The organism is Verrucomicrobiota bacterium (assembly GCA_037139415.1).
In the GTDB taxonomy this organism is placed as follows: domain Bacteria; phylum Verrucomicrobiota; class Verrucomicrobiia; order Limisphaerales; family Fontisphaeraceae; genus JBAXGN01.
Map to the genome: position 1 here is coordinate 1 of JBAXGN010000058.1, position 19,654 is coordinate 19,654.

General features: G+C 58.0%; 20 protein-coding genes and 1 pseudogene. 15 read left to right on the forward strand and 6 right to left on the reverse strand.

Translation table 11 applies throughout. From position 1 onward, the window contains the following. A partial coding sequence (locus WCO56_11965; GenBank protein ID MEI7730283.1) for a hypothetical protein occupies positions 1 to 415 on the forward strand: 415 nt, incomplete at its 5' end. Here the strand turns inward: WCO56_11965 and WCO56_11970 are convergent. Further along, positions 361 to 2,883 (reverse strand): MASE1 domain-containing protein, encoded by a 2,523-nt coding sequence (locus WCO56_11970; protein ID MEI7730284.1) that lies wholly within the window; start codon positions 2,881 to 2,883, stop codon positions 361 to 363. The two genes, WCO56_11965 and WCO56_11970, sit on opposite strands and share 55 nt — an antisense overlap. 243 nt (positions 2,884 to 3,126) lie before the next feature. Here WCO56_11970 and aroB point away from each other — a divergent pair, with 243 nt between their 5' ends. The 8 genes from aroB (at position 3,127) to WCO56_12010 (ending at position 9,435) form a co-directional block, all read left to right on the forward strand. Next, on the forward strand, positions 3,127 to 4,215 hold the full coding sequence (gene aroB, locus WCO56_11975; protein MEI7730285.1) for a 3-dehydroquinate synthase: 1,089 nt from the start codon (positions 3,127 to 3,129) through the stop codon (positions 4,213 to 4,215). A 15-nt stretch (positions 4,216 to 4,230) separates the two neighbouring features. Next, a complete protein-coding gene (locus WCO56_11980) occupies positions 4,231 to 4,884 on the forward strand; it encodes a hypothetical protein (GenBank protein MEI7730286.1) in 654 nt (217 codons plus the stop codon). 3 nt (positions 4,885 to 4,887) lie between these two features. After that, complete coding sequence (locus WCO56_11985) at positions 4,888 to 5,457, forward strand: aminodeoxychorismate/anthranilate synthase component II (GenBank protein MEI7730287.1); 570 nt, start codon at positions 4,888 to 4,890, stop codon at positions 5,455 to 5,457. Positions 5,458 to 5,511: 54 nt separating this feature from the next. Then, the gene (gene hisC / locus WCO56_11990) at positions 5,512 to 6,612 is read left to right on the forward strand and encodes a histidinol-phosphate transaminase (protein ID MEI7730288.1); all 1,101 of its coding nucleotides are present in this window, start codon (positions 5,512 to 5,514) and stop codon (positions 6,610 to 6,612) included. A gap of 3 nt (positions 6,613 to 6,615) precedes the next feature. Further along, complete coding sequence (locus WCO56_11995) at positions 6,616 to 7,005, forward strand: metallopeptidase family protein (GenBank protein ID MEI7730289.1); 390 nt, start codon at positions 6,616 to 6,618, stop codon at positions 7,003 to 7,005. A gap of 116 nt (positions 7,006 to 7,121) precedes the next feature. Beyond that, complete coding sequence (locus WCO56_12000) at positions 7,122 to 7,736, forward strand: hypothetical protein (GenBank protein MEI7730290.1); 615 nt, start codon at positions 7,122 to 7,124, stop codon at positions 7,734 to 7,736. Then, entirely contained in the window at positions 7,733 to 8,449 is a 717-nt protein-coding gene (locus WCO56_12005) for a hypothetical protein (GenBank protein ID MEI7730291.1), read from the forward strand. Before WCO56_12000 ends, WCO56_12005 begins: the two co-directional genes overlap by 4 nt. A 116-nt stretch (positions 8,450 to 8,565) precedes the next feature. After that, the gene (locus WCO56_12010) at positions 8,566 to 9,435 is read left to right on the forward strand and encodes a sugar phosphate isomerase/epimerase (GenBank protein MEI7730292.1); all 870 of its coding nucleotides are present in this window, start codon (positions 8,566 to 8,568) and stop codon (positions 9,433 to 9,435) included. 47 nt (positions 9,436 to 9,482) lie between these two features. Here WCO56_12010 and WCO56_12015 read toward each other — a convergent pair whose 3' ends face one another. The 3 genes from WCO56_12015 to WCO56_12025 form a co-directional block, all read right to left on the reverse strand. Next, entirely contained in the window at positions 9,483 to 9,740 is a 258-nt protein-coding gene (locus WCO56_12015) for a hypothetical protein (protein MEI7730293.1), read from the reverse strand. Positions 9,741 to 9,845: 105 nt separating this feature from the next. Next, positions 9,846 to 10,673, reverse strand: a complete 828-nt coding sequence (locus WCO56_12020) for an SDR family oxidoreductase (GenBank protein ID MEI7730294.1) — start codon at positions 10,671 to 10,673, stop codon at positions 9,846 to 9,848. A 274-nt stretch (positions 10,674 to 10,947) separates the two neighbouring features. Continuing rightward, positions 10,948 to 11,661 (reverse strand): hypothetical protein, encoded by a 714-nt coding sequence (locus WCO56_12025; GenBank protein ID MEI7730295.1) that lies wholly within the window; start codon positions 11,659 to 11,661, stop codon positions 10,948 to 10,950. Between the two features lie 632 nt (positions 11,662 to 12,293). Here WCO56_12025 and WCO56_12030 point away from each other — a divergent pair. Both WCO56_12030 and WCO56_12035 read left to right on the forward strand, forming a co-directional pair. Beyond that, positions 12,294 to 12,695, forward strand: a complete 402-nt coding sequence (locus WCO56_12030; protein MEI7730296.1) for a hypothetical protein — start codon at positions 12,294 to 12,296, stop codon at positions 12,693 to 12,695. A gap of 248 nt (positions 12,696 to 12,943) precedes the next feature. Further along, on the forward strand, positions 12,944 to 14,602 hold the full coding sequence (locus WCO56_12035; protein MEI7730297.1) for a glycosyltransferase family 39 protein: 1,659 nt from the start codon (positions 12,944 to 12,946) through the stop codon (positions 14,600 to 14,602). Here the strand turns inward: WCO56_12035 and tgt are convergent. Both tgt and WCO56_12045 read right to left on the reverse strand, forming a co-directional pair. Beyond that, complete coding sequence (tgt, locus tag WCO56_12040; GenBank protein ID MEI7730298.1) at positions 14,574 to 15,713, reverse strand: tRNA guanosine(34) transglycosylase Tgt; 1,140 nt, start codon at positions 15,711 to 15,713, stop codon at positions 14,574 to 14,576. The genes WCO56_12035 and tgt overlap by 29 nt on opposite strands. A gap of 53 nt (positions 15,714 to 15,766) precedes the next feature. Continuing rightward, entirely contained in the window at positions 15,767 to 16,342 is a 576-nt protein-coding gene (locus WCO56_12045; protein MEI7730299.1) for a flavodoxin family protein, read from the reverse strand. Positions 16,343 to 16,434: 92 nt separating this feature from the next. On the opposite strand from WCO56_12045, the pseudogene WCO56_12050 reads away from it, so the two are divergent. From WCO56_12050 to WCO56_12065, 4 genes and pseudogenes are all read left to right on the forward strand, one after another. Further along, a pseudogene (locus tag WCO56_12050) lies at positions 16,435 to 16,716 on the forward strand (exo-alpha-sialidase). A 533-nt stretch (positions 16,717 to 17,249) separates the two neighbouring features. Continuing rightward, positions 17,250 to 17,996 carry a fibronectin type III domain-containing protein gene (locus WCO56_12055; GenBank protein ID MEI7730300.1) on the forward strand — a complete coding sequence of 249 codons (747 nt, stop codon included), beginning with the start codon at positions 17,250 to 17,252 and terminating at the stop codon, positions 17,994 to 17,996. Between the two features lie 175 nt (positions 17,997 to 18,171). Then, a complete protein-coding gene (locus tag WCO56_12060; GenBank protein MEI7730301.1) occupies positions 18,172 to 18,681 on the forward strand; it encodes a PEP-CTERM sorting domain-containing protein in 510 nt (169 codons plus the stop codon). A gap of 202 nt (positions 18,682 to 18,883) precedes the next feature. Next, entirely contained in the window at positions 18,884 to 19,486 is a 603-nt protein-coding gene (locus WCO56_12065; GenBank protein MEI7730302.1) for a hypothetical protein, read from the forward strand. Positions 19,487 to 19,654 lie beyond the last annotated feature (168 nt).

The following is a 19,654-nucleotide window of genomic DNA, read 5'->3' on the forward strand; positions in this document are numbered from 1 at the left end:
AACAACAAAAAACAAAACAAAAAAACATTTACACAATTATATTTACAAAACCTCACCAAGTGTTCTTGAAATAGTATCCAGTGTTTCGGAATATTTATCCGGTGTTCTGGAAGCTCCATCCGGTGTCATGGCAGTACTAGCAAAAGTTATATCCGTATCGCCAAGAGATGCTATGTTGGCCAGAGAACACGCTGCCGTGGTGGGTAAAGCCAAGGCGCGCCATGGTTTGGGTAGTCGCGGACGTGAGTCCGCGCTGATCTGCTCAGGGAGTGTCAGTGCGGGCGCGACCGCCGATGGGGCCAAAACCGAACGATGCGCCGACTCACGTCGGCGGCACGGGGATGGGAAACAAGCTCGGCCTTATGGGGAATCCAGACAGTCCCGCACCATGGCAACGAGCCGCGAGGGATTGTAGGGCTTGGCCAGGTAGTACTTGCCTTCGGAGGCTTGGAGATCCTCGCCCTGGAGTTTCTGATTATACCCACTGCTAAGAATGATCTTAAGCCGGGGGCGGTCGGCTTTGAAAAGATTAGCCAGATCCTTGCCGTTGATGCCGCCGGGCATGACAATGTCCGTGAACAAAAGGTGAATCTGGTCCCGGTTTTGTCGCCACAGCTCCATGGCTTGCTGGCCATGGGCGGCGGTGAATACTTTGTACCCGCAATCTTCCAGCACCCCTTGCACCAGTGTGCGCACCCCATCATCATCCTCCACCACCAGCACGGTTTCCGTGCCGCCCGGCGTTCGTTGGGCAACGGCAGGTTTGCTGGTACTCGGCACGCTTTGATCCAAGGCGGGCAGAAATACCTCGAAGGTCGAGCCTTGGCCCATCTTGGTGGTCACCAGCACCCAGCCTTTATGCTGTTGCACAATGCCATAGGCGGTGGCCAACCCCAAGCCGGTGCCCTTCCCAACATCCTTCGTGGTGAAAAAAGGTTCAAAAACATGGGGTAAATGCTCCGGCGCAATCCCGCAACCCGTATCCGTGACCCGCAGGCACAGGTAGTCGCCGGGGATCGCATTGGCAGACGGCGGCAACGGTGCATCCGTAATCTTCTGGAGCGAAACCTCAATGGTCAGCACCCCGCCCTTGGGCATGGCGTCCCGTGAATTCACGGCCAGGTTCAGCAACACCTGTTCAATCATGCCGGCATCCGCCTGAATCCGTGGCAGCCCCGCGGGTAAACGCAACTGCATCGAAATATCCTCCCCCAGGATGCGGTTGAGCATCTTGCTGAGATTGCTCACCACCTCGCACAAATCCACCAACTCCAACGCCATCACCTGCCGCCGGCTGAACGTCAGCAATTGCCGGGTCAAATTGGCCGCCCGCTCCGCCGCTCGGGTAATTTGGTCCAAGGACTCCGCGTTGACCGTTACCGCCCGGCCTTTGGTGGTCATTAATTGTGCATTGCCCAGGATGATGGTCAGCAGGTTATTGAAGTCGTGCGCCACCCCGCCGGCCAGTTGCCCGATGGCCTCCAGCTTTTGGGATTGGCGCAACTGATCCTCCACCTGCCGCCGCTCTTGAATCTGTTTGCGCAAATCCTCATTGACCCGTTCAATTTCGCGCGCGCGCAATTCCAGTTCCTCGTTCAACTTGCGAATTTTCTCCTCCACCTCCTTGTACCGGGTGACATCCTGGACCACCGCCTGAAACTCCGTGGCATCGGCCACCGGACCAAACAACCGCCGAATCGTAAATTGCTGCCAGATAAACTTGTGATCCGACAGGTGAACTTTCTGGTCATAGGAGACGGTCGGATGCTCGGGGGTCAACGTTTGAAAATACTGCAAGGGAATCTCGCGGTCCTCCGGCGCCAGCATCGTCAGAAAATTACTGCCCATTAATTCTTCGCGGCTCTTTTCATAGAACCGGCAATACGCTCCGTTGACAAACGTGATGATGCCTTCCGAGGTAAAACGCCAGATCAGATCCTTCTGATCTTCCACCACCGTGCGATAACGTTTTTCACTTTCCTCGACGGCGCATTCCGCCTGCCGGCGCTCTAACACCGTGGCCGCCAGAAGCAGGTTGCTGATGGCCAGAATGCCCAGGTAACAACCAATGATCAGTAAACTTTCCTTTTCATTGGCGCTTACGAATGGCCCCCGGCCCTGCTGCAAGGAGTAAATCGCCACCGCCGATAACACGAGCGTGCTCAGCGTGGCGCCGCGCTGACCAAACCGCAACGAACCCCAAACCAAAAACGGATAAGGCAAATAGGCCAGTGGATAATTCTCGATCCCATACCCGAACCAGGAATGAAACGAAAAACTCACCGTGCCCGCCAGACCACCGGCCCAGAGCAGAAACTCCACCATGCGTGGGGAGCGCCATTCGATGGTCCGTGCCGGGGAAACCCAAGCCAAAAAGAAAGGCGTAATGATGAGTCCCGCCATCATGTTGGGAATCCACCAACTCAGCACCGTGGAATAAAGATCATCCCAGTCGGCCGCGCCGTCATAAATCAAACCCACGGCACTGCAAGCTGCATTCATCGTAGCGCCAACCAGGCAGGTGAGCCCGACAAACGCAGCGACATCGCGCACCCGTTCCATGGGCTTTTGAAAACCCGCCAGCTTTTCCAGCAAATGGACGCAGACCAGAGCGCCCACCGTATTGCCGACCATGGTGCCCAGCGTGAAATACCCCACGTCCCTGCCGTTCATCAGCGAAAACACGATGGCGCCTGCTGCCACGCCCGGCCAATACTGTTTGCCAAAAAGCAACAGGGCTGCCAACGCGATGGCAGCCTGGGGCCACACCAGGGTTAATTTGCCGGACATGAAGGTGATCTCGCTTCCCACCAGGCCACAGACAAAATACACTGCGACCAAGACCACGATCCGTACGATAGTTATTGATGCAATTGGGTTCACTGATTGCCAGGCCAAAACAACCAAAACTGCGACGCGCAGCAAGCTGTTAAGCCATGTTGGTACTATGGCAAAATCGCGGCTGACTGCAACTAAAAACAAACGACAACCAACGCGGCGCGTCGCCCGCCGCCCCCCTTCTCCCCCGACGGTTGCCACCGCACTCCAATTTTTGGCCGTACGGTTGCGACATGGTTTTTAGATTTGAATTCTTGATCCCGGCCAATTTCATCTTATGCTTGGTCCATGCGTGTGGTCAATGTCCCGCTCGGCGGGCGAAGTTATTTAATCATGGTGGCGGGCGGTCTGCTGGATCGCCTGGGGGAAGAGTGCCGCAATCTCAAGTTGGGGCAACGTTGCGCCGTGATCACGGATGCCAACGTCGCGCCGCGCTATGCCAAGCGGGTGCTGGCGAACCTGACGCAGGCGGGGTTTGCGCCGGTGTTGTTCACGATCCCGGCGGGGGAAAAATCCAAGTGCATCCGGCAGGTGGAGCGGTGTTATGATGCGCTGGCGCAGCATCGGTTGGAGCGCAAGTCGTTCATCGTCGCGCTGGGGGGCGGGGTGGTCGGGGATCTGGCGGGGTTTGTCGCGGCGACGTATCTGCGCGGGATTCCGTTCGTGCAGGTGCCGACGACGCTGCTCTCGCAGGTGGATAGTTCGGTGGGCGGCAAGACGGGGGTGAACCTGAAGGCGGGGAAAAACCTGGTCGGCGCGTTCTATCAGCCGCGCCTGGTGTTGTGCGACCTGGATACGTTGAAGACGCTGCCCAAGCGGGAGTTCAAGGCCGGGCTGGCCGAGGTGATCAAATACGGCATCATCTATGACGCCGCGTTCTTTGCGCGGCTGGAGGAGCATCTGCCCGCGCTGTTGAAGCTGGACCCGGCGTTGCTCGCCGAGGTGGTGGCGCGCAGTTGCGAGATCAAGGCCGAGGTGGTGGGGCAGGATGAAACGGAGAGCGGCCTGCGGGCGATTCTGAATTTCGGCCACACGATTGGCCACGCGATTGAGGCGATCACGCGTTACGGGACCTACTTGCACGGCGAGGCGATTTCCATCGGGCAAGTCGCGGCGGCCAGCATCTCGGCGGCGCAGACGGGGCTGCCATCCGCAGACGTGCCGCGCATTGAAGCGTGGTTCAAGCGGGCGGGATTGCCGACGCAGATTCAACTCACCCGCGCGCAGTTCGCCCGGCTCATGGCCGCGATGCAGTTGGATAAGAAGGTCAGCGGTGGCGAGGTGAAATTTGTCCTGGCCAAGCGGATTGGCGAGGTGACGTGGGGCCAGGCGGTCCCGGAATCGGCAATTAAACAGGCTTTGCATCTTGGCTTTTAACGGCATACTAACACCATGGCTGCTGTTTCAGAAACGATTGTCCGCGAATACTTCGAGTTGCAGGGCTTCTTTGTCCGGCAACAGCGCAAGACCCGCACCCCGCTCAAGGGGGATGATGATGATGTGGATTTGTTCGTCATCAACCCGCACCCGCAACCGTCGGCGGTGAGTCTGCCGTTCATCTTGAACAGCACAGACCTGGAAAACGTGTCGCGCGCCATGGTGGTCATCCGCGCGTGGCACACGGAAACATTCAGCCCGAGCCTGCTGGCCAATACGCCGGAGATTTTCCGGAACCTGGGGCCCGCGACGTTCCAACTGGCGACCAAGGCGTTCGGCATTGACGGCGAAGTGACCAAAATTCTGGTCGTGCCGGCGTTGCCCGCCGCCCACGAGGCCCGCCAGCAAAGCATCGAAATGCTCAAGGCCAAGGGGATTGACGCGATCATCCCGTTCCGCACCATTTTGTCCAACCTGATCGCGCACATCGAGGTCAACCGCAACTATCAGAAGTCCGATGTGCTGCAAGTGATGCGCATCTTGAAGAACTACGAGTTCATCAAGGAGCCGCAACTGGAATTGTTCAAGATACTGCCGCGCCGTCCGGTGGGCCGCCCCCCAAAGAAAAATCCGGTCCGCGAGCTAACGCCGGAACCCAAAATTGATTAAGGTATGATGCTGGTCATTGATAATTACGACTCCTTCACGTACAACCTGGTGCAATACCTGGGCGAGATGCAGGTGGACCTGCGCATCTTCCGCAACGACCAGATCACGCTGGCGCAGATCGAGGCGCTGAAGCCGGAGCGCATCCTGGTTTCCCCGGGGCCGTGCTCGCCGCGCGAAGCCGGGCTGTCCAACGACGCCATCCGCACGTTTGGCCCGCGCATTCCGCTGTTCGGCGTCTGCCTGGGGCATCAGTGCATCGGGCATACGTTCGGCGGAGAGGTCATCGTCAATTACCGGATGATGCACGGCAAGACTTCGCCCATTAAACATAACGGCAAGGATTTGTTCAAGGACATGCCGAATCCGTTCCTGGCGACGCGCTACCACTCGTTGGTGATCAAGCGCGAGACCATCCCGGATTGCCTGGAGATCACGGCGGAAACCGAGGAAGGCGAAATCATGGGCGTGCGCCATCGCCAATACCCAATCTGGGGCGTGCAGTTCCATCCCGAAAGCATCCTGACGGAGCACGGGCGAACCATCATGCGGAATTTCCTGACACTTAATAAATAACCGCCGTTGCGTCCAACCGACTTTCCGCATACCTGCGCCATCACTTTAATATTTATGAATACTGGATTAGCCCTGAACAATTCCTTAGCCAGCCTGCCGGTGTACCAGCCGGGCCGTCCCATCGAGGAAGTCGCCCGCGAACTCGGCTTGCCGGCGGATGACATCATCAAGCTGGCCTCCAACGAAAACCCGCTCGGCCCCTCGCCCAAGGCCGTCAAGGCCATGTGCCAGGCCGCCGCCAAGGTGAACCTCTACCCGGACGGCAGCGCGTTTTATCTCAAGCAAAAGCTCGCGCGCAAACTCGGTGTCGCGCCGGAGAACCTGATCCTCGGCAACGGTTCCAATGAAATCATTGAGATGGTCGGCCACGCCCTGCTGGAGCCAGGCACGGAAGTCGTCATGTCGCAATACTGCTTCCTGGTGTATCCGATCGTCGCCAAGCTGTTCGGCGCGAAGGTCGTCACTGTGCCAGCGAAGAACCTCGGGCACGATCTCTCCGCGATGCTGGCGGCCGTCACCCCGCAGACGCGCGTGATGTTCGTGGCCAACCCCAACAACCCCACCGGCACCTTGGCCACGCGCAAGGATTTGGAACGCCTAGTGAAGGAACTCCCGCCGCACGTGCTGCTGGCCATGGATGAGGCGTATATCGAATTCCTGGAAGACCCGGTGGACTTCGCCCCGCTGATTGCCTCGGGCAAACGGCCCAACCTCCTGCTCATGCGCACCTTCTCCAAGATTCTAGGCTTGGCGGGATTGCGGATGGGCTACGGCATCGGCCATCCCGACTTCATCGCCGCGTTGGAAAAGATCCGGCAGCCGTTCAACACCAACTCGATTGCCCAGGCTGGCGCGCTCGCCGCGCTGGACGACGCCGCGCACGTACGCAAAACCCGCGCCAACAACCTCAAGGGACTAGCTGTCTATGAACAGGCCTTCCGCAAGCTTGGCTTGGACTACGTGCCGTCCGGCGGCAACTTCATCCTCGTCAAGGTCGGCGAAGGTCAGCACGTGTTTCAGGCCCTGCAAAAGCTCGGCGTCATCGTGCGCCCGATGGGCGGGTACCAATTGCCCGAATGGGTGCGCATCTCCGTCGGCACCCCGGCTGAGAACAAACGCTGCCTGGTCGCCTTGAAGCAAGTTCTGGGAAAGTAGCGTGTGAACCAACCGCTGCCCGAATGGGAGTGGCTGCGCGCCATCGCCGAAACCGAGGTAGCGCAAACCATCAAAGCCCTGCCGGCCCAAATCCGGCAGGAAGCCAACGCCATTCCCATCCTGTTTGAAACCGTCCCCAGCCCGGACCTGGTGGCGGACGGCCTGGAGCCGGATGTCCTCGGGCTGTTTGTCGGCGGCGATCATAACACCGAGCTGGATGACCCGCTGCCGCCGCAAATCATCCTCTACCTGGAAAACCTCTGGCTGATGATCTCCGACGAAGGCGGCGGGGAGGCGGAATATAGGTTTGAAGTCCGCACCACCCTGCTCCACGAACTGGGCCATTACCTCGGCCTGGATGAAGAGGACCTGACCGATCGCGGTTTGGAATAGGGTGTCGAAACTGCGGGTCAATCGCACCAAAGACCATCCGTTTCCTTGCTTTTCGAAGCCTCTTCCCAATGAAAACAGGCGTTGCACTTTAGCCGCTTTCAGTCATCCTTGGTCCGATGGAACACCGACCGGATTCACCGTTGGACGCCCTGTGGCAGGAATACGCACAGGTCTTTCGCGATTGGGACGATCTCACGCTGGCGCGCTGGATGGCGCAAACGCTGGGCCAATTGAAAGGCCGTGTTTGGCGCATGTCCCATCCGTTGGTGGGCACCTATCGCCTGGCGGCCCAAGCGGCCCAGAGCCGCCAGATCTGGCACAAACGGTTGGTCACGCTCCCCTCCCCCTACATCCTCTCCCCCTGTTGTCGCGCGCCCTTTCTGCCGTTAATCACCCGGGACGTCAAGGAATCCGGATTGATCTGCCAGCATTGTAACGAGCCGTTGCTGGCGTTTGAAGATTTGCCCACTGAATTGCAGCCCGCCACCAGCGCGTGGGCCGAGCAGTACGTTCCGTTTCACGCGGTCGCACACTGGGATGACCGCCAGCGCCGACTCGTCCAGAATTACGATGACGCCTGCGAAGAAGCCGCGTTGGGCGTCGAGAAACTGTTCATCCAAGCCCACCAGCACCTCTACCCGCTATTCCTGGATCATTATCCCACATTGATCTGGGAGGATCAGGATGAATGTCTGGACGTTCAGCCCGAGGATATCACGTTTTCGCCATGAAGACCCTCGCCAAGTGGTTGCTGGGCGGTTTCCTGGTTCTGATCGCGCTCCTGGTGATCGGCCTGCTGAGCATGGACACCATTGCCCGCTGGGTGGCCGAAGCGCAACTCAAGCACCAGACCGGGCTGGACATTAAAATCGGCAAACTGGAAGTCGGCATCTTCCATCCGCGCTTTCGCATCGAACACCTCGTCGCCTACAACCGCCCCGAATTCGGCGGCTCGCCCATGGTGGTGATGCCGGAATTGCTGATCGAATATGATCGCGACGCCATGTTGTCGCACACGCTGCATTTAAACCGGCTGCGCTTGAACCTCGCGGAGTTTCATCTCGTGGAAAACGCCACCGGGCTGGTCAACGTCGCCGCACTGTACGACGCCATGACAACCAAAGCGCCTTCACTCAAGGAGGAGAATCCGAAGTTTTCCGATTTCAACCGGCTTAAGATGCAATTCGGCGGCATTGATTCCCTGGAAATCACCGTCGGTAAATTCAAGAATACCCGGCTGCTGAGCCAGCCGGAGGTAAGCGAATACGAGATTGGCTTGAGCAATCGCGTGTTCACCAACCTGCAAACCGAACTCTCCCTGCTGTCCGCCATGGGCCAACTCGCGCTCGAAGGCATGCAAGCCGGGAACGTCCCGCTGTTGAAGGAAACGTCCGCGCCCCCCACCCTGCTTACCAACCGGCCACCGAGCCGTCGCAAAAAGTAACCAGCCACGTTTCGCCAACCGATGGCATCCAATCGGAGCTTGACGCGGTTTCAGGCCACGATACGTTATTGCGCATGATCCCGGTTGAAAACCAATCGGTAACCATTGACACAATTATGACATTGAATCATCAACAACTGACCCGTAGAGACGCATTAACCGCGCTGGGACTCCTGGCACTCTCATGCCACTCGGTACTCGGCGCCGCCCCCACCAAGGGCAAACGCGGCATCGCCTTGCAACTGTACACCATGCGCGATCCCGCGAAAAAAGACCTTTCCGACACGCTCAAGAAAGTACGCGAGATGGGTTGGGAGTATGTGCAGTGGAGCGGCATGCCCAATCTTCCAGCAGAGAAAATCCGCGAGGAACTGGACAAAGCGGGGCTGAAGGCCATCGCGGCCCATGTCGCCATCGAGCCCTTTGAAAAGGAATTTGAGAAGAACGTGCAGATTTGGAAAACCGTCGGCGTGACCGATCTGGCGCCCGGCGGCATGATGAATGATTGCAAGGCCAACTTGGAAGTCTGGCTGAAAGGCGCCAAACGCCTCGACGATCTGGGCGCGAAATTGCGCGCAGCGGGCATCCGTCTCTCCTACCATAATCACAGTTGGGAATTCGAGAAGTTCCCCGGCGACCCGCGCTACAAACTCGATATCCTGCTGGAATCCACCAAACCGGAGAATCTTGCCACCGAACTTGACATGGCTTGGGCCGCCAATGCCGGCGTTGATCCCGCCGCCTATATCCGCAAATTCAAAAACCGGGTCCATGTGGTCCACGCCAAAGACGTCATCCCGGCGAAAGACGGCAAGAAAGCGCAATTGAAGCCGCTGGGTCAGGGAACGCTTAATTGGCCGGAAATCTTTGCCGCTGGCGACGAAGCGGGCATTGATTGGTACATCTATGAACAGGATAACGGAGAAGGTTCACCCTTCGATTACGCGCGCGTCAGCTACGAATTCCTCAAAAAGAGTTTAAAATAAAGCCGTGTCGGTCATGAACCGGAGCCGCAATACTCCGGTTCATTCCATTACTTCACCTCCGCTGTCGGCACCGCCAGATCAGCCGCCAGTGCGCGCGCCACGTCCGCACCAAAGGCGCGGGCGCTTTCCGCGTTGACCTCCACGCCTTGCGCATCGGCATAGGCCAGTTCAAAGGTGGTAACGACGCGCGCGGTGGTGAAAGTATCCCGCACCCAGGCGGAAGAGGATCGTCCCTGAGAGAAGTTGCCGGCGGTGGAATGGCGGCCCAGGAGCCATTGCCTGACGAGACAATCATATCGTCTCATTTAGGGCGTTGTTATAGTGGAACGCCTTTTCTGTCGCGTTGCGGTAAAAGTCGCGTCGGTGGACGCGTCAGCGGAATGCCTATGTTCCATACCCACCGGAAGGCGTCATTTGGGAGCGAGTTCGCCGAACCAATAGGCGGCTGTGACGCCGCCGTCCATGAGGAAGTCGCTGCCGGTGATGAATGCGCCCTCTGGCCCCATCAGGAGAGCACCCACGGTCCCCACCTCATCCGGGGTGCCGGCGCGCCCGACTGCTGACAGTTCGATCATGTGCCGATATCCCTCGCCGCGTGGGCCAGCCAACTCTTCCCTGGCAAGGGGGGTGATGATGATGCCAGGGCTGATCGTGTTGATTCGGGCTCCGCGCTTGCCCCAGCGCACTGCCTCGGCCATTACGCGAAGAGAGTTGCCGCGCTTGGAAAGCTGGTAAGCGCGCAGCGAGTCCGTCACCTGGTCCGGCTGGAGCATCGGAAGGGCGAGCAACTCATCGGCGGGCGTCGTCGCCAGCGCCTTGTTTTGCTCGGGCGTCAGCGCCGGGAGGCGGTGTCCCGACTGCGAGGCAATCACGACGCCCGCACCGCCGGGGGCGATGACATTGCCGAACTCCTCGAGCACGAGCGCGGTGCCATAGAGATCGACCTTAAGAATCGTGGCCGGGGATGCCTGAGAGGGTGACACACCGGCGGCGTGGATCACGCCGGTGACGGCCCCGAGCGCCGTAGCGGTCTCGACGAGCGAGTGAACCGACTGGCGCGAGGAGACATCCACGATCGCTGTGCTCACCGCGAATCCGGCGTCGCCAAGGACTTTTGCGGCGGCATCGGCATTTTCCCGCCGGAGATCTGCCAGCAGGACGTGCTTGCCTGCGCTGACACGGCGCGCAATCGCCTGACCGATTGAGCCGGCACCGATGACGATGATAACGTTGGTCATGGTAGGATTCTTTCTCCAACAGCGAAGTATCGCCCTAACAGATCAGGGCGACTGGCTCTTGGTATGGTCAAAGTGATCGCAAAGGTACCAGGGTCATTTTTCATGGACTTTTGGTTTCCACACCCGATACAGGAATCGCCTGCATCCAGTCGCGCATTGGATTATTCGTATTCATGGTCACGGCGTTCAATATCCCGCCGTTGCGGCTTCCCGTCAAGTGTTGTCCGGCATTTGTCATGAACGTCATGAGTTCACCGCATGATCTGGGTCGTGGTTATCGTTTGCCCCCTTTTTCTCCACGCAAGTACGACTCGATCAGTTCAAAATCATCATCCGTTAGCATGATTTGTATCTTCCAGCCGGGCGTGTCCCAAACGCCAATTTCGCGTTTATATCCTGAAAGTGGATCCCTCATCCAACTCGTCAATGCAGAAGCTTGAATCAACTGCGCATAATCCATTTCGTCTGTGATCGGAATACACTGTTTGACGATGATTTCTTTCTTCTTGAGTTCACGGATAATGTCATCCCCCATTTTTCTTTGGTCTGTCCCTGGCTTAACCGGTGTAAGTTCCACTAAAAGACACTTTCGTCCCCAAATAGTATCTGAATATAAAAACAACCTCGGTATTTGTTCCATGTAATACCCGCGAACCCACACCATATAGCGTTTCACAGGCCATTTCTCAACGCCTTTGAAGATCAGGCTTTCGACATCAGTTCCAGGCTTGTACAACAATGGCGATCCGATTCCGTAATTAATGTTTTTCCCATTAATGATTCCACGTGTCACAACTGGAAACAGAAGCACTTGATCAAGATCAATGGGGATAATTCGACCAATGCGTTCTGCAATGCTTTGATTTGCCGATTCTTCAACGAAACAGTAGGGCAATCCAACGGTCACGCCATGACCATGACTACCAGTGACGCATCCACTCACTGCAAAGAGCACAACCGCAAGGAATATAATATTCGGCACTCTCATATAAGCTGCCTCTTTCCATTTTTTAACAGAGTCAAACCATAGGATGAGTCATTTTTCATTGACTTTCCGTTCCCACGCCCGACGCAGGAATCTCCTGCATCCAGTCGCGCATTGGATTTTTCGTATTCATGGTCACGGCGTTCAATATCCCGCCGTTGCGGCTTCCCGTCAAGTGTTGTCCGGCATTCGTCATGGCCGTCATGATTTCACCGCATGATCTGGGGCGTGGTTATCGTTGGATCCCTTTTCTGGCACCCGCTCCGGGGTGCGCTCCCCTTTCTACGGTTTACCGGTGGTCGCGCCCCGTGCCCCTCGCGACCGGACCGGCTACTTTATGCGAACCCTCCGGGTTCGGCCAAGGCAGGCTTCCGGGCATTTGATCATCCCGAACGGGATGACAGATAGCTAGCCGGAGCGTCATGAGGGGAACGGGGCATGACCTCCGGAAAGGCGGCCAATAAACCAATGCATCCTGAAGGGATGCCAGAAACCGTGCCCGATAAGGTCCCATGCCCCTGGGCGACATCGTTTTGCAATTGACCGGCGGGGGCGTTTTAGGGATGGTAGTGCCATGATAAATAATGAACCAACGGAAATAACGAGTTCAGAGTTCATTCAAGTTTAAGGAAAAAATGATGCCACCACCGATTCCCGCTCCGCCCATAACTCTAGATGATAAACAGAAGCGAGGTCGTACGCTACTAGCCATCATCTTCGCCGTGTTGTTGGCCATTGATATTGGTATAACGATCGTTTTGGGCATGCAGAAGGGGTTTGACCAGATATTTGGTTCTCTTGCCCGCATTTGTTTCTCCATTGGTCTTATGTACGCATTATGGACCGGTCAAAGATGGGCACGTTGGACAATGGTGATCTTGATGTTTGCTGGAGCGTTATTGTGCCTTCCAGCATTAATATCGCGACCTCATCCATTGTTTTTCCTGATGGTAGCCGTGTTATCAGGTTCCGCTTTTATGATTGGCTTTTCCAAACACATCACATCGTTTTTATTATTTCAAAGGAATAAAAAGTGAGAGCAAATCTACCTGACGCCGCCTCATAGATTCTTCAGAAAACCATTCCCTCACCCTCTCTGGCACCCGCTCCGGGGTGCATTCGTCTTTTTTCTGCGTTTCCGGTGGTCGCGCCCCGTGCCCCTCGCGACCGAACCGGCTACATTCTGTCAATCCTTCGGATTGAGGGAGGCATTCGGCGCCCGCGGCCGGAGGGTGATAGATTGGCCTTGCTGAGGTTCGCGTGGTTCTGTTAGAAGGCTTGCCGCGTGACGATCATCCATAAACTCAATAAGTCCTGGCTGCTGGCGCTGCTCATCCTGGCGTGGCTGCTGCCGGGATTGATCGGGCGCGATCCGTGGAAAGCCGATGAGCCGTACACCGTCGGGCTGGTCTGGCATATTGTGGAAACCGGGGATTGGGTGGTTCCCACGCTGGGGGGCGAGCCGTTCATGGAGAAACCGCCGGTCTATTTCATCACGGCAGCCTGCTTTACCAAGTGTTTCTCCTGGCTGCTGGCGCCGCATGAGGCGGCCCGGTTGGCGTCCGCATTCTTCCTGGGCATCACCTTATTGTGCGTGGGTCTGGCCAGCCGGCGATGGTATGGGGACGGCAAAGGACAGATTGCCGCGCTGCTCCTGATCGGCTGCGTCGGCTTGATTCATACCGCGCATTTTCTGATCACGGATAACGCGTTGCTCGCGGGGTTCGCCGTAGCCCTGTACGGGCTGTCGCTTTGCGGGAGCCGGCCCTGGCTGGGCGGAATGTGGCTGGGGACCGGCACCGGGCTGGCGTTCATGGCGAAGGGAATCCTGGGACCGGCCTTCCTGGGGCTGACGGCAGGGTTATTGCCCATCCTGTTCCGCGCGTGGCGCACGCGGGCCTATCTCGGCACGCTCATTGCCGCACTGCTGGCGTTGCTCCCCTGGCTGGTGGTGTGGCCGGCGATGCTTTACGCCCGCTCCCCGGCGCTGTTCAACGAATGGTTCTGGGTGCAGAACTGGGATCGCTTTGCCGGTTCCGGCGGGGGCGGGCCGAGCCAAAACCACTTTCTCTATTTCCATACGCTGCCCTGGTTTGCCTGGCCGGCGTTTCCGCTGGTGGTGTGGCTGATCTATCGGGAGCGGCGCGGCATCCTGGCCGATCCCACCACACAAGCGCCGCTGCTGTTGCTGGTGCTGATGTTTGTGATTTTCTCAGCGTCCACGACCGGGCGTTCCCTCTACGCCGTGCCGATGCTCGCGCCGTTTTGCCTGCTGGCGGCGCGCCTGCCGGAGACGTTGCCGGAACGGTTGGCGAAAGGCCTGACGATTTTCAGCCTGGGCTTTTTCGGGCTGGCGATAGCGGGGGCGTGGCTGGGATGGCTGGCACAGTTTACCGGCGTCCCCGCGATGGTCCTGCAGCTCATGCACAAATCGCAGCCGAACTTCACCCCGGAGTTCCACTGGCAACATCTGCTCGGGGCGCTGTTGCTCACCGGCTTCTGGCTGGTCTGCATCCTGCCACGCGAGGAAGCGCCGTGGCAAAAATGGCTGTTGTCCTGGGCCGGTGGGTTAGTGTGCTTTTATGGGTTGATCATGACGCTGTGGTTGCCCTACGCGGAAGTACACGCCTCGTATCGTCCGTTCCTGCAACTGCGCGACAAGATTCCGCCCGGCCAGTTGGTCTTGAGCCAGGGGTTGGGCGAACCGCAGCGCGGGCTGCTGCATTACTATATTAATTTGAAGACCCGCCGGATCGAGACCTTGAAAGGGCAACCGCTCCCGGAAGCGGCGTGGTTCCTGTGCCAGTTGGAGACCAAGCGCGATACCAAACCCAAACTGCCGCCCGGCGACTGGACCGTCGTTTGGCAATTGAACCATCGCGGCAAGGAACAGTTCCTATTGTTCCACCAGGCCCCTACTTCGCCGCCGCCTCGCGCGCCATGAGGATGCGTTTGCTGGGCACGTAGTTTGCGATGAAATGCCGCCGGAACTCCCCAAAGGTTCCCGCTGCCAGATGCGCCCGGATGTCGCGCATGAGTTGCAGATACATGTGACTGTTGTGCACGCTGACCAGCCGCAGCCCCAGAATCTCATTCACGTTGAGCAGATGCCGGATGTACGCGCGGGTAAAGCGCTGGCAGGCAAAGCAGGTGCAGCCTTCCTCGATGGGCCGAAAGTCGGCCTTGTACGCCCCGCCCTTGATGCTGTACGTGCCCTGATACGTGAACGCGGTGCCATTGCGCGCCACGCGCGTCGGCAACACGCAATCGAACATATCCACGCCGCGCGCCACCAACTCCACCATCTGCGCCGGGGTGCCCAAGCCCATCGCGTAACGGGCCTTGTTGGCGGGCAGGAACGGCTCGGCCATTTCCACCGCGCTCATCATTTCCGGCTCCGGTTCGCCGACGCTCACGCCGCCGATGGCATAGCCGTCGAAATCCATCGCCACGAGTTTCTTGGCGCATTCCTCGCGCAAGGCCGCGTTGCTGGCGCCCTGCACAATGCCGAACACTTGCTGGCCGGGCAATTGGGGTTGGTCGCGGCATTCCCGCGCCCAGCGCAGCGTCCGTTCCACGGCGGCATGGATTTCCTTGGCCGGCGCGTTATGGGGCGGGCATTCGTCGAAGACCATGGCAATGTCCGAGCCGAGCAGCCGCTGGATTTCCATTGCCTCCTTGGGCCCGAGGAACATTGCCGAGCCGTCGAGGTGCGAGCGGAACTCGACGCCGTGCGACTTGACCTTCCGGATCTTGGCGAGGCTGAACACCTGGAACCCGCCGCTATCGGTGAGAATGGGTTTGGTCCAATTGATGAACCGGTGCAACCCGCCGGCGGCGCGAATGATGTCCATGCCGGGGCGGACGTTCAGATGGTAGGTGTTGCCCAGGATGATCTGGGTGCCCATTTCATCCAACTCACGCGGGTCAATGGCCTTCACGCTGCCCTGGGTGCCCACGGGCATGAAGATCGGCGTGTCAATCACCCCGCGCGTCGTCGTCAATCGTCCCAGCCGCGCCTTGCAGGTGGTATCTGTTTTAATCAGTTCAAACATGACTCGCGCCATTGAGCCACGCCCCACGGCGATTGAACAGGCTTTTTCACCAATTAACCATGGATGGTCTTCAGCAGCCACGCCATGTTCTGGCCCAGGACGTGCATGGTGCGCACGCCTTCCTCGTCGTTCTCCACCTGCCCCTTGTCCAGGCCGAAGCCCATGTTCCAATAACAGGAGCCGGGCACAATCATCTCGCTGATCAGGAAAAAGCTGTTGAGGGCATTGAACACCTGCATCTCGCCACCACGCCGCACCGCCACCACGGCGGCCCCGACCTTGCGGCGAAAGTGTCCCCCGTTGGCTTTGGCGACCAGCCCCGCGCGATCAATGAACGCCTTCATCTCGGCGGTCACGTTGGCGAAATACGTGGGCGAAGCCAGGATGACGCCATCCGCGGCCAGCATCTTGGCAATGCTCTCATTCACGATGTCGTGCTTCATGCTGCACTGGGCATCGCGGGTCTCAAAGCAATGGTAACAGGCCCGGCATCCCCGGATGGGCACGGTGCCCAGGTTGATGAGTTCCGTCTCGATCCCCTCCTTGTGCAACTCCTGGAACACATGTTGCAACAGGTGGAAGGTGTTTCCATCCGGACGCGGACTGCCATTGAATGCGATAACTTTCATGGCGTTTGCTATACCGTAAGTGTGGTTGAAAATAAAGTGAATTGTTGGCCGTCTGATCGTGAACCGCGATCTTGGTGCGGCACGTCATCGCCTTCCGCGATCAAGCCCCGCAAAGCCCCACCAAGGGCCATTTCGTCGCCTGGGTGGGCACCTATGACGACATCCGGAACGTTAAACCCGGCCAGTACCGCATCAAACTCCTGCACAGCAATGCGGGCGGCGATTGCGGCTATCCCGGCATGGAACTCCTGCCCGACGGCACCATCGTGGCCACCACCTACATCAAATACCAACCCGGCACCGCCAAACACTCCGTCGTCAGCACCCGCTTCACCCTGCGCGAAACCGACGCGCTGGTGGCGGGCAAGCCGTAATTGCCGGTCGGCATCTAACTGCGCCCCCTGCGGGTTCGGCCAAGGCAAGCTTCCGGGCATTTGATCATCCCATGGGATGCCAGAGGGTGGCTGGGCAACATGCGCAAAAACTTTCTTACAAAAAACGCTTGTCAGGGCTAAGATGAATGGGTACCTTCCGTGAAAGATCACTGTCAATCGAGCATGAACCACATGTTTCCAGGTAGGATATTCGATTCAGTTTCCGGCCACACCATCGGCGGAACTACGGAAGCGCTTTCCAGCGTGAAGGGCACCCTTTTGTCATCCCCAACCCAAACCCCTTGGCACCGGCAAGCAACCCTTTCCGCTACGGACAAGACCTTGTCCGTGGCAAACAAGACCTTGTCCGTGGCAAACAAGACCTTGTCCGGCCTGGACAAAGGCTTGTCCAAGCCATCCAAAACCGGACGCCGAACGCATAAGGTCTTGTTTTTCAGTGAGTTAACCGGATTTACCCGATTTTTGACCCTTTCACCCTGCAAAAGCATCAAAACTAACCAAAAACCAATACTATGGCACCTACCCCCCTTACCTGGAACGGCACTTACCCGGACGGCACCCCGTTTCGGTGGGGTGACCCCGGCTTGGTCTGGGATGGCAATGTGCCGGAACCTCAACCGTATAAACGTATGAATCATCTGCGAGTATTACTCGGCTTCACCAATGCCCCCGACCATAACCTGGAGGAAACGGGCGGGCGCGTTCTGGCTCAACTCTTTGACATCCCCGCCTATGCCAACCCGCCCGTGACGAAAGTGGCATTGCAGGCGGCGGTGACGGACTTCACCAACGCCATCGCCGCCCAACCCGATGGCGGCAAGGCGGCCACGGCGGATAAAAACAACAAGCGCGCGATCCTGGTGACCCTGCTGCGCAAGCTGGCCGGTCACGTCCAGGAGCACTGCGGTGATGACTTGGCCCTCTTGCTCAGCAGCGGCTTTGAAGCCGTGAGCGGCCATGGCCCCTCCACTCCCTTGCCCAAGCCCATGGATGTGCGCGTGGAAAACAGCAACAGCGGCCAACTCAAAATCCGCGTCAAAGCCATCGCCAACGCCCGTTGCTACGAGGTGCGTTACGCCGTGATCGCCGCCGGTGGCACGCTCGGTCCCTGGCAGATGGGCGGGTTATTCACCAGCTCCCGCGACATACTCCTCGACGACCTGACGCCGGGCACCAACTACAGCATCCAGGTCCGCGCCATCGGCGGTTCCACCCGCAAAAGCGATTGGAGCGACGCGATCAGCCACATGAGTTTGTGAGTCTCCCCGGCTGATGAGCCAGAGCAAAACAACTCTTAATCCCCTCCTCGCCGCCGCGCTTCCACACAATCACGCGGCGGCGGGAGGAAATTGTTTTCCCTGCTGGAAAATGTGGCTACACTGTCTGCAAATAAAGACGGTTCAAGACCAATGCCTAATTATTCTTAAAACAACTATGAAACTCAAGAACCTTGTGTCTCGGCTGCGCGCCACGGTGAACAGCGCAAGAAACGTCTCCCTCCTGTTGGTGCTGCTTTGGTTCAGTTCAACGGCAACATCGGTTGGACAAACGTTTCCTACCCAATATGGCAATTATAACCCTTCAGACCAGTCTCCCCCTTCCCCAGCAACCAACACGCTTACCTTTTTGCCCATCACAGGCGTGTTGGTGATTGATTATATGTTTTATGCCATTCCAGATACACTGGATGTCTTTTACGATAACAAGGCTATTTTTAGCTCGGGACTCATAAGCGGAACCGGTCAATTCGTTGTCCCGTATGGTCCCGGAGAGTCCACGAGCCTCACCATCGTAATGAATCTGGCTGACGGGAATTATCCCGGCACTGCTTGGCAATACACCCCGACCGTAATGGTGCCTGAACCAGGCTCGATGACGCTCGCTGTGATTGGCATAGCCGCCTTAGCCGTCTGGCGTCGCCGCGATCTGTTTGCAAGGCGATGAACTCCGGCATCAGCGATTGGAGCGACCCGATCAGTCACATGAGCTTGTGAGCAGAGGCAAGACGCGAACGGCCGCCTCAACGGCGGCCGTTTCGCATTGACCCGAGCGGCCTTTGGGGGGATGGTCGGCAGCATGATAACCAACTGGCCAACGGAAACTAGGAACGAGAAGGGCGGGCAAGAAGACTGTCCGGCTAAAGCATATGCGTGCTGACATACCAGGCAAAGGGCCAGTAGAGTTCGAAGGTCGGCTACTGCCAGAAGAGGCAAAGCACTTCGAGGCAGTTCCCTTCTATAAGGAACTTCCTTCGGACATTCAGCAATGGATACTCGACTTGCGATATGCATGGGCGCGCGAAAGATCTGCCCCTAGCGGTTTAGTCCTGCGTGCCTGCAATGAGTTGGAGAGTCGGTTGCACAAGGAAACCGAGCGGGTCAAAACTCATTTGATGAAGGTTTTTCCGGACGAGAACCCAGCCGAGTTGTGCCAGGAATGGCTTTTAGCAATCATGACCATTCGCACGTGTGCCGAGCAGCGGGAACTTTGCACCTGGACCATGCGTCCACAGCCTGGAGAGGTGGCTCACTTTCTCGGTTTCGCCATGCGTATCTTCAAGACCATGATCGCGACCAAGAACGCAAAGCGAACTACGGGTGAACACATTCCGACACCACCGATTTTGAAGGTCATCGAGTCCAGGCCGGAAGAGGAACAAATCGCATTCATCAATTCCGTCGTTGACGCCCTCAGTGACCCAGAAGCCGAACCTGACGCTTCACCGAATGCGGCTCCGCCGCATCGGTGAACTGATCGTTCCCTGTTCCCCGCCACCCCATCACAAATGCCCATTTAGTTTCCTCTACTCATTGATTGAGCGGGTCACAGGGCGGGGAGTTTCGCTCATCGCGCCAGACACACGCGGCGCAATGCCTCGCTGATCTATCCGCTCGGGATCAAACCCCCTGGCAACCGA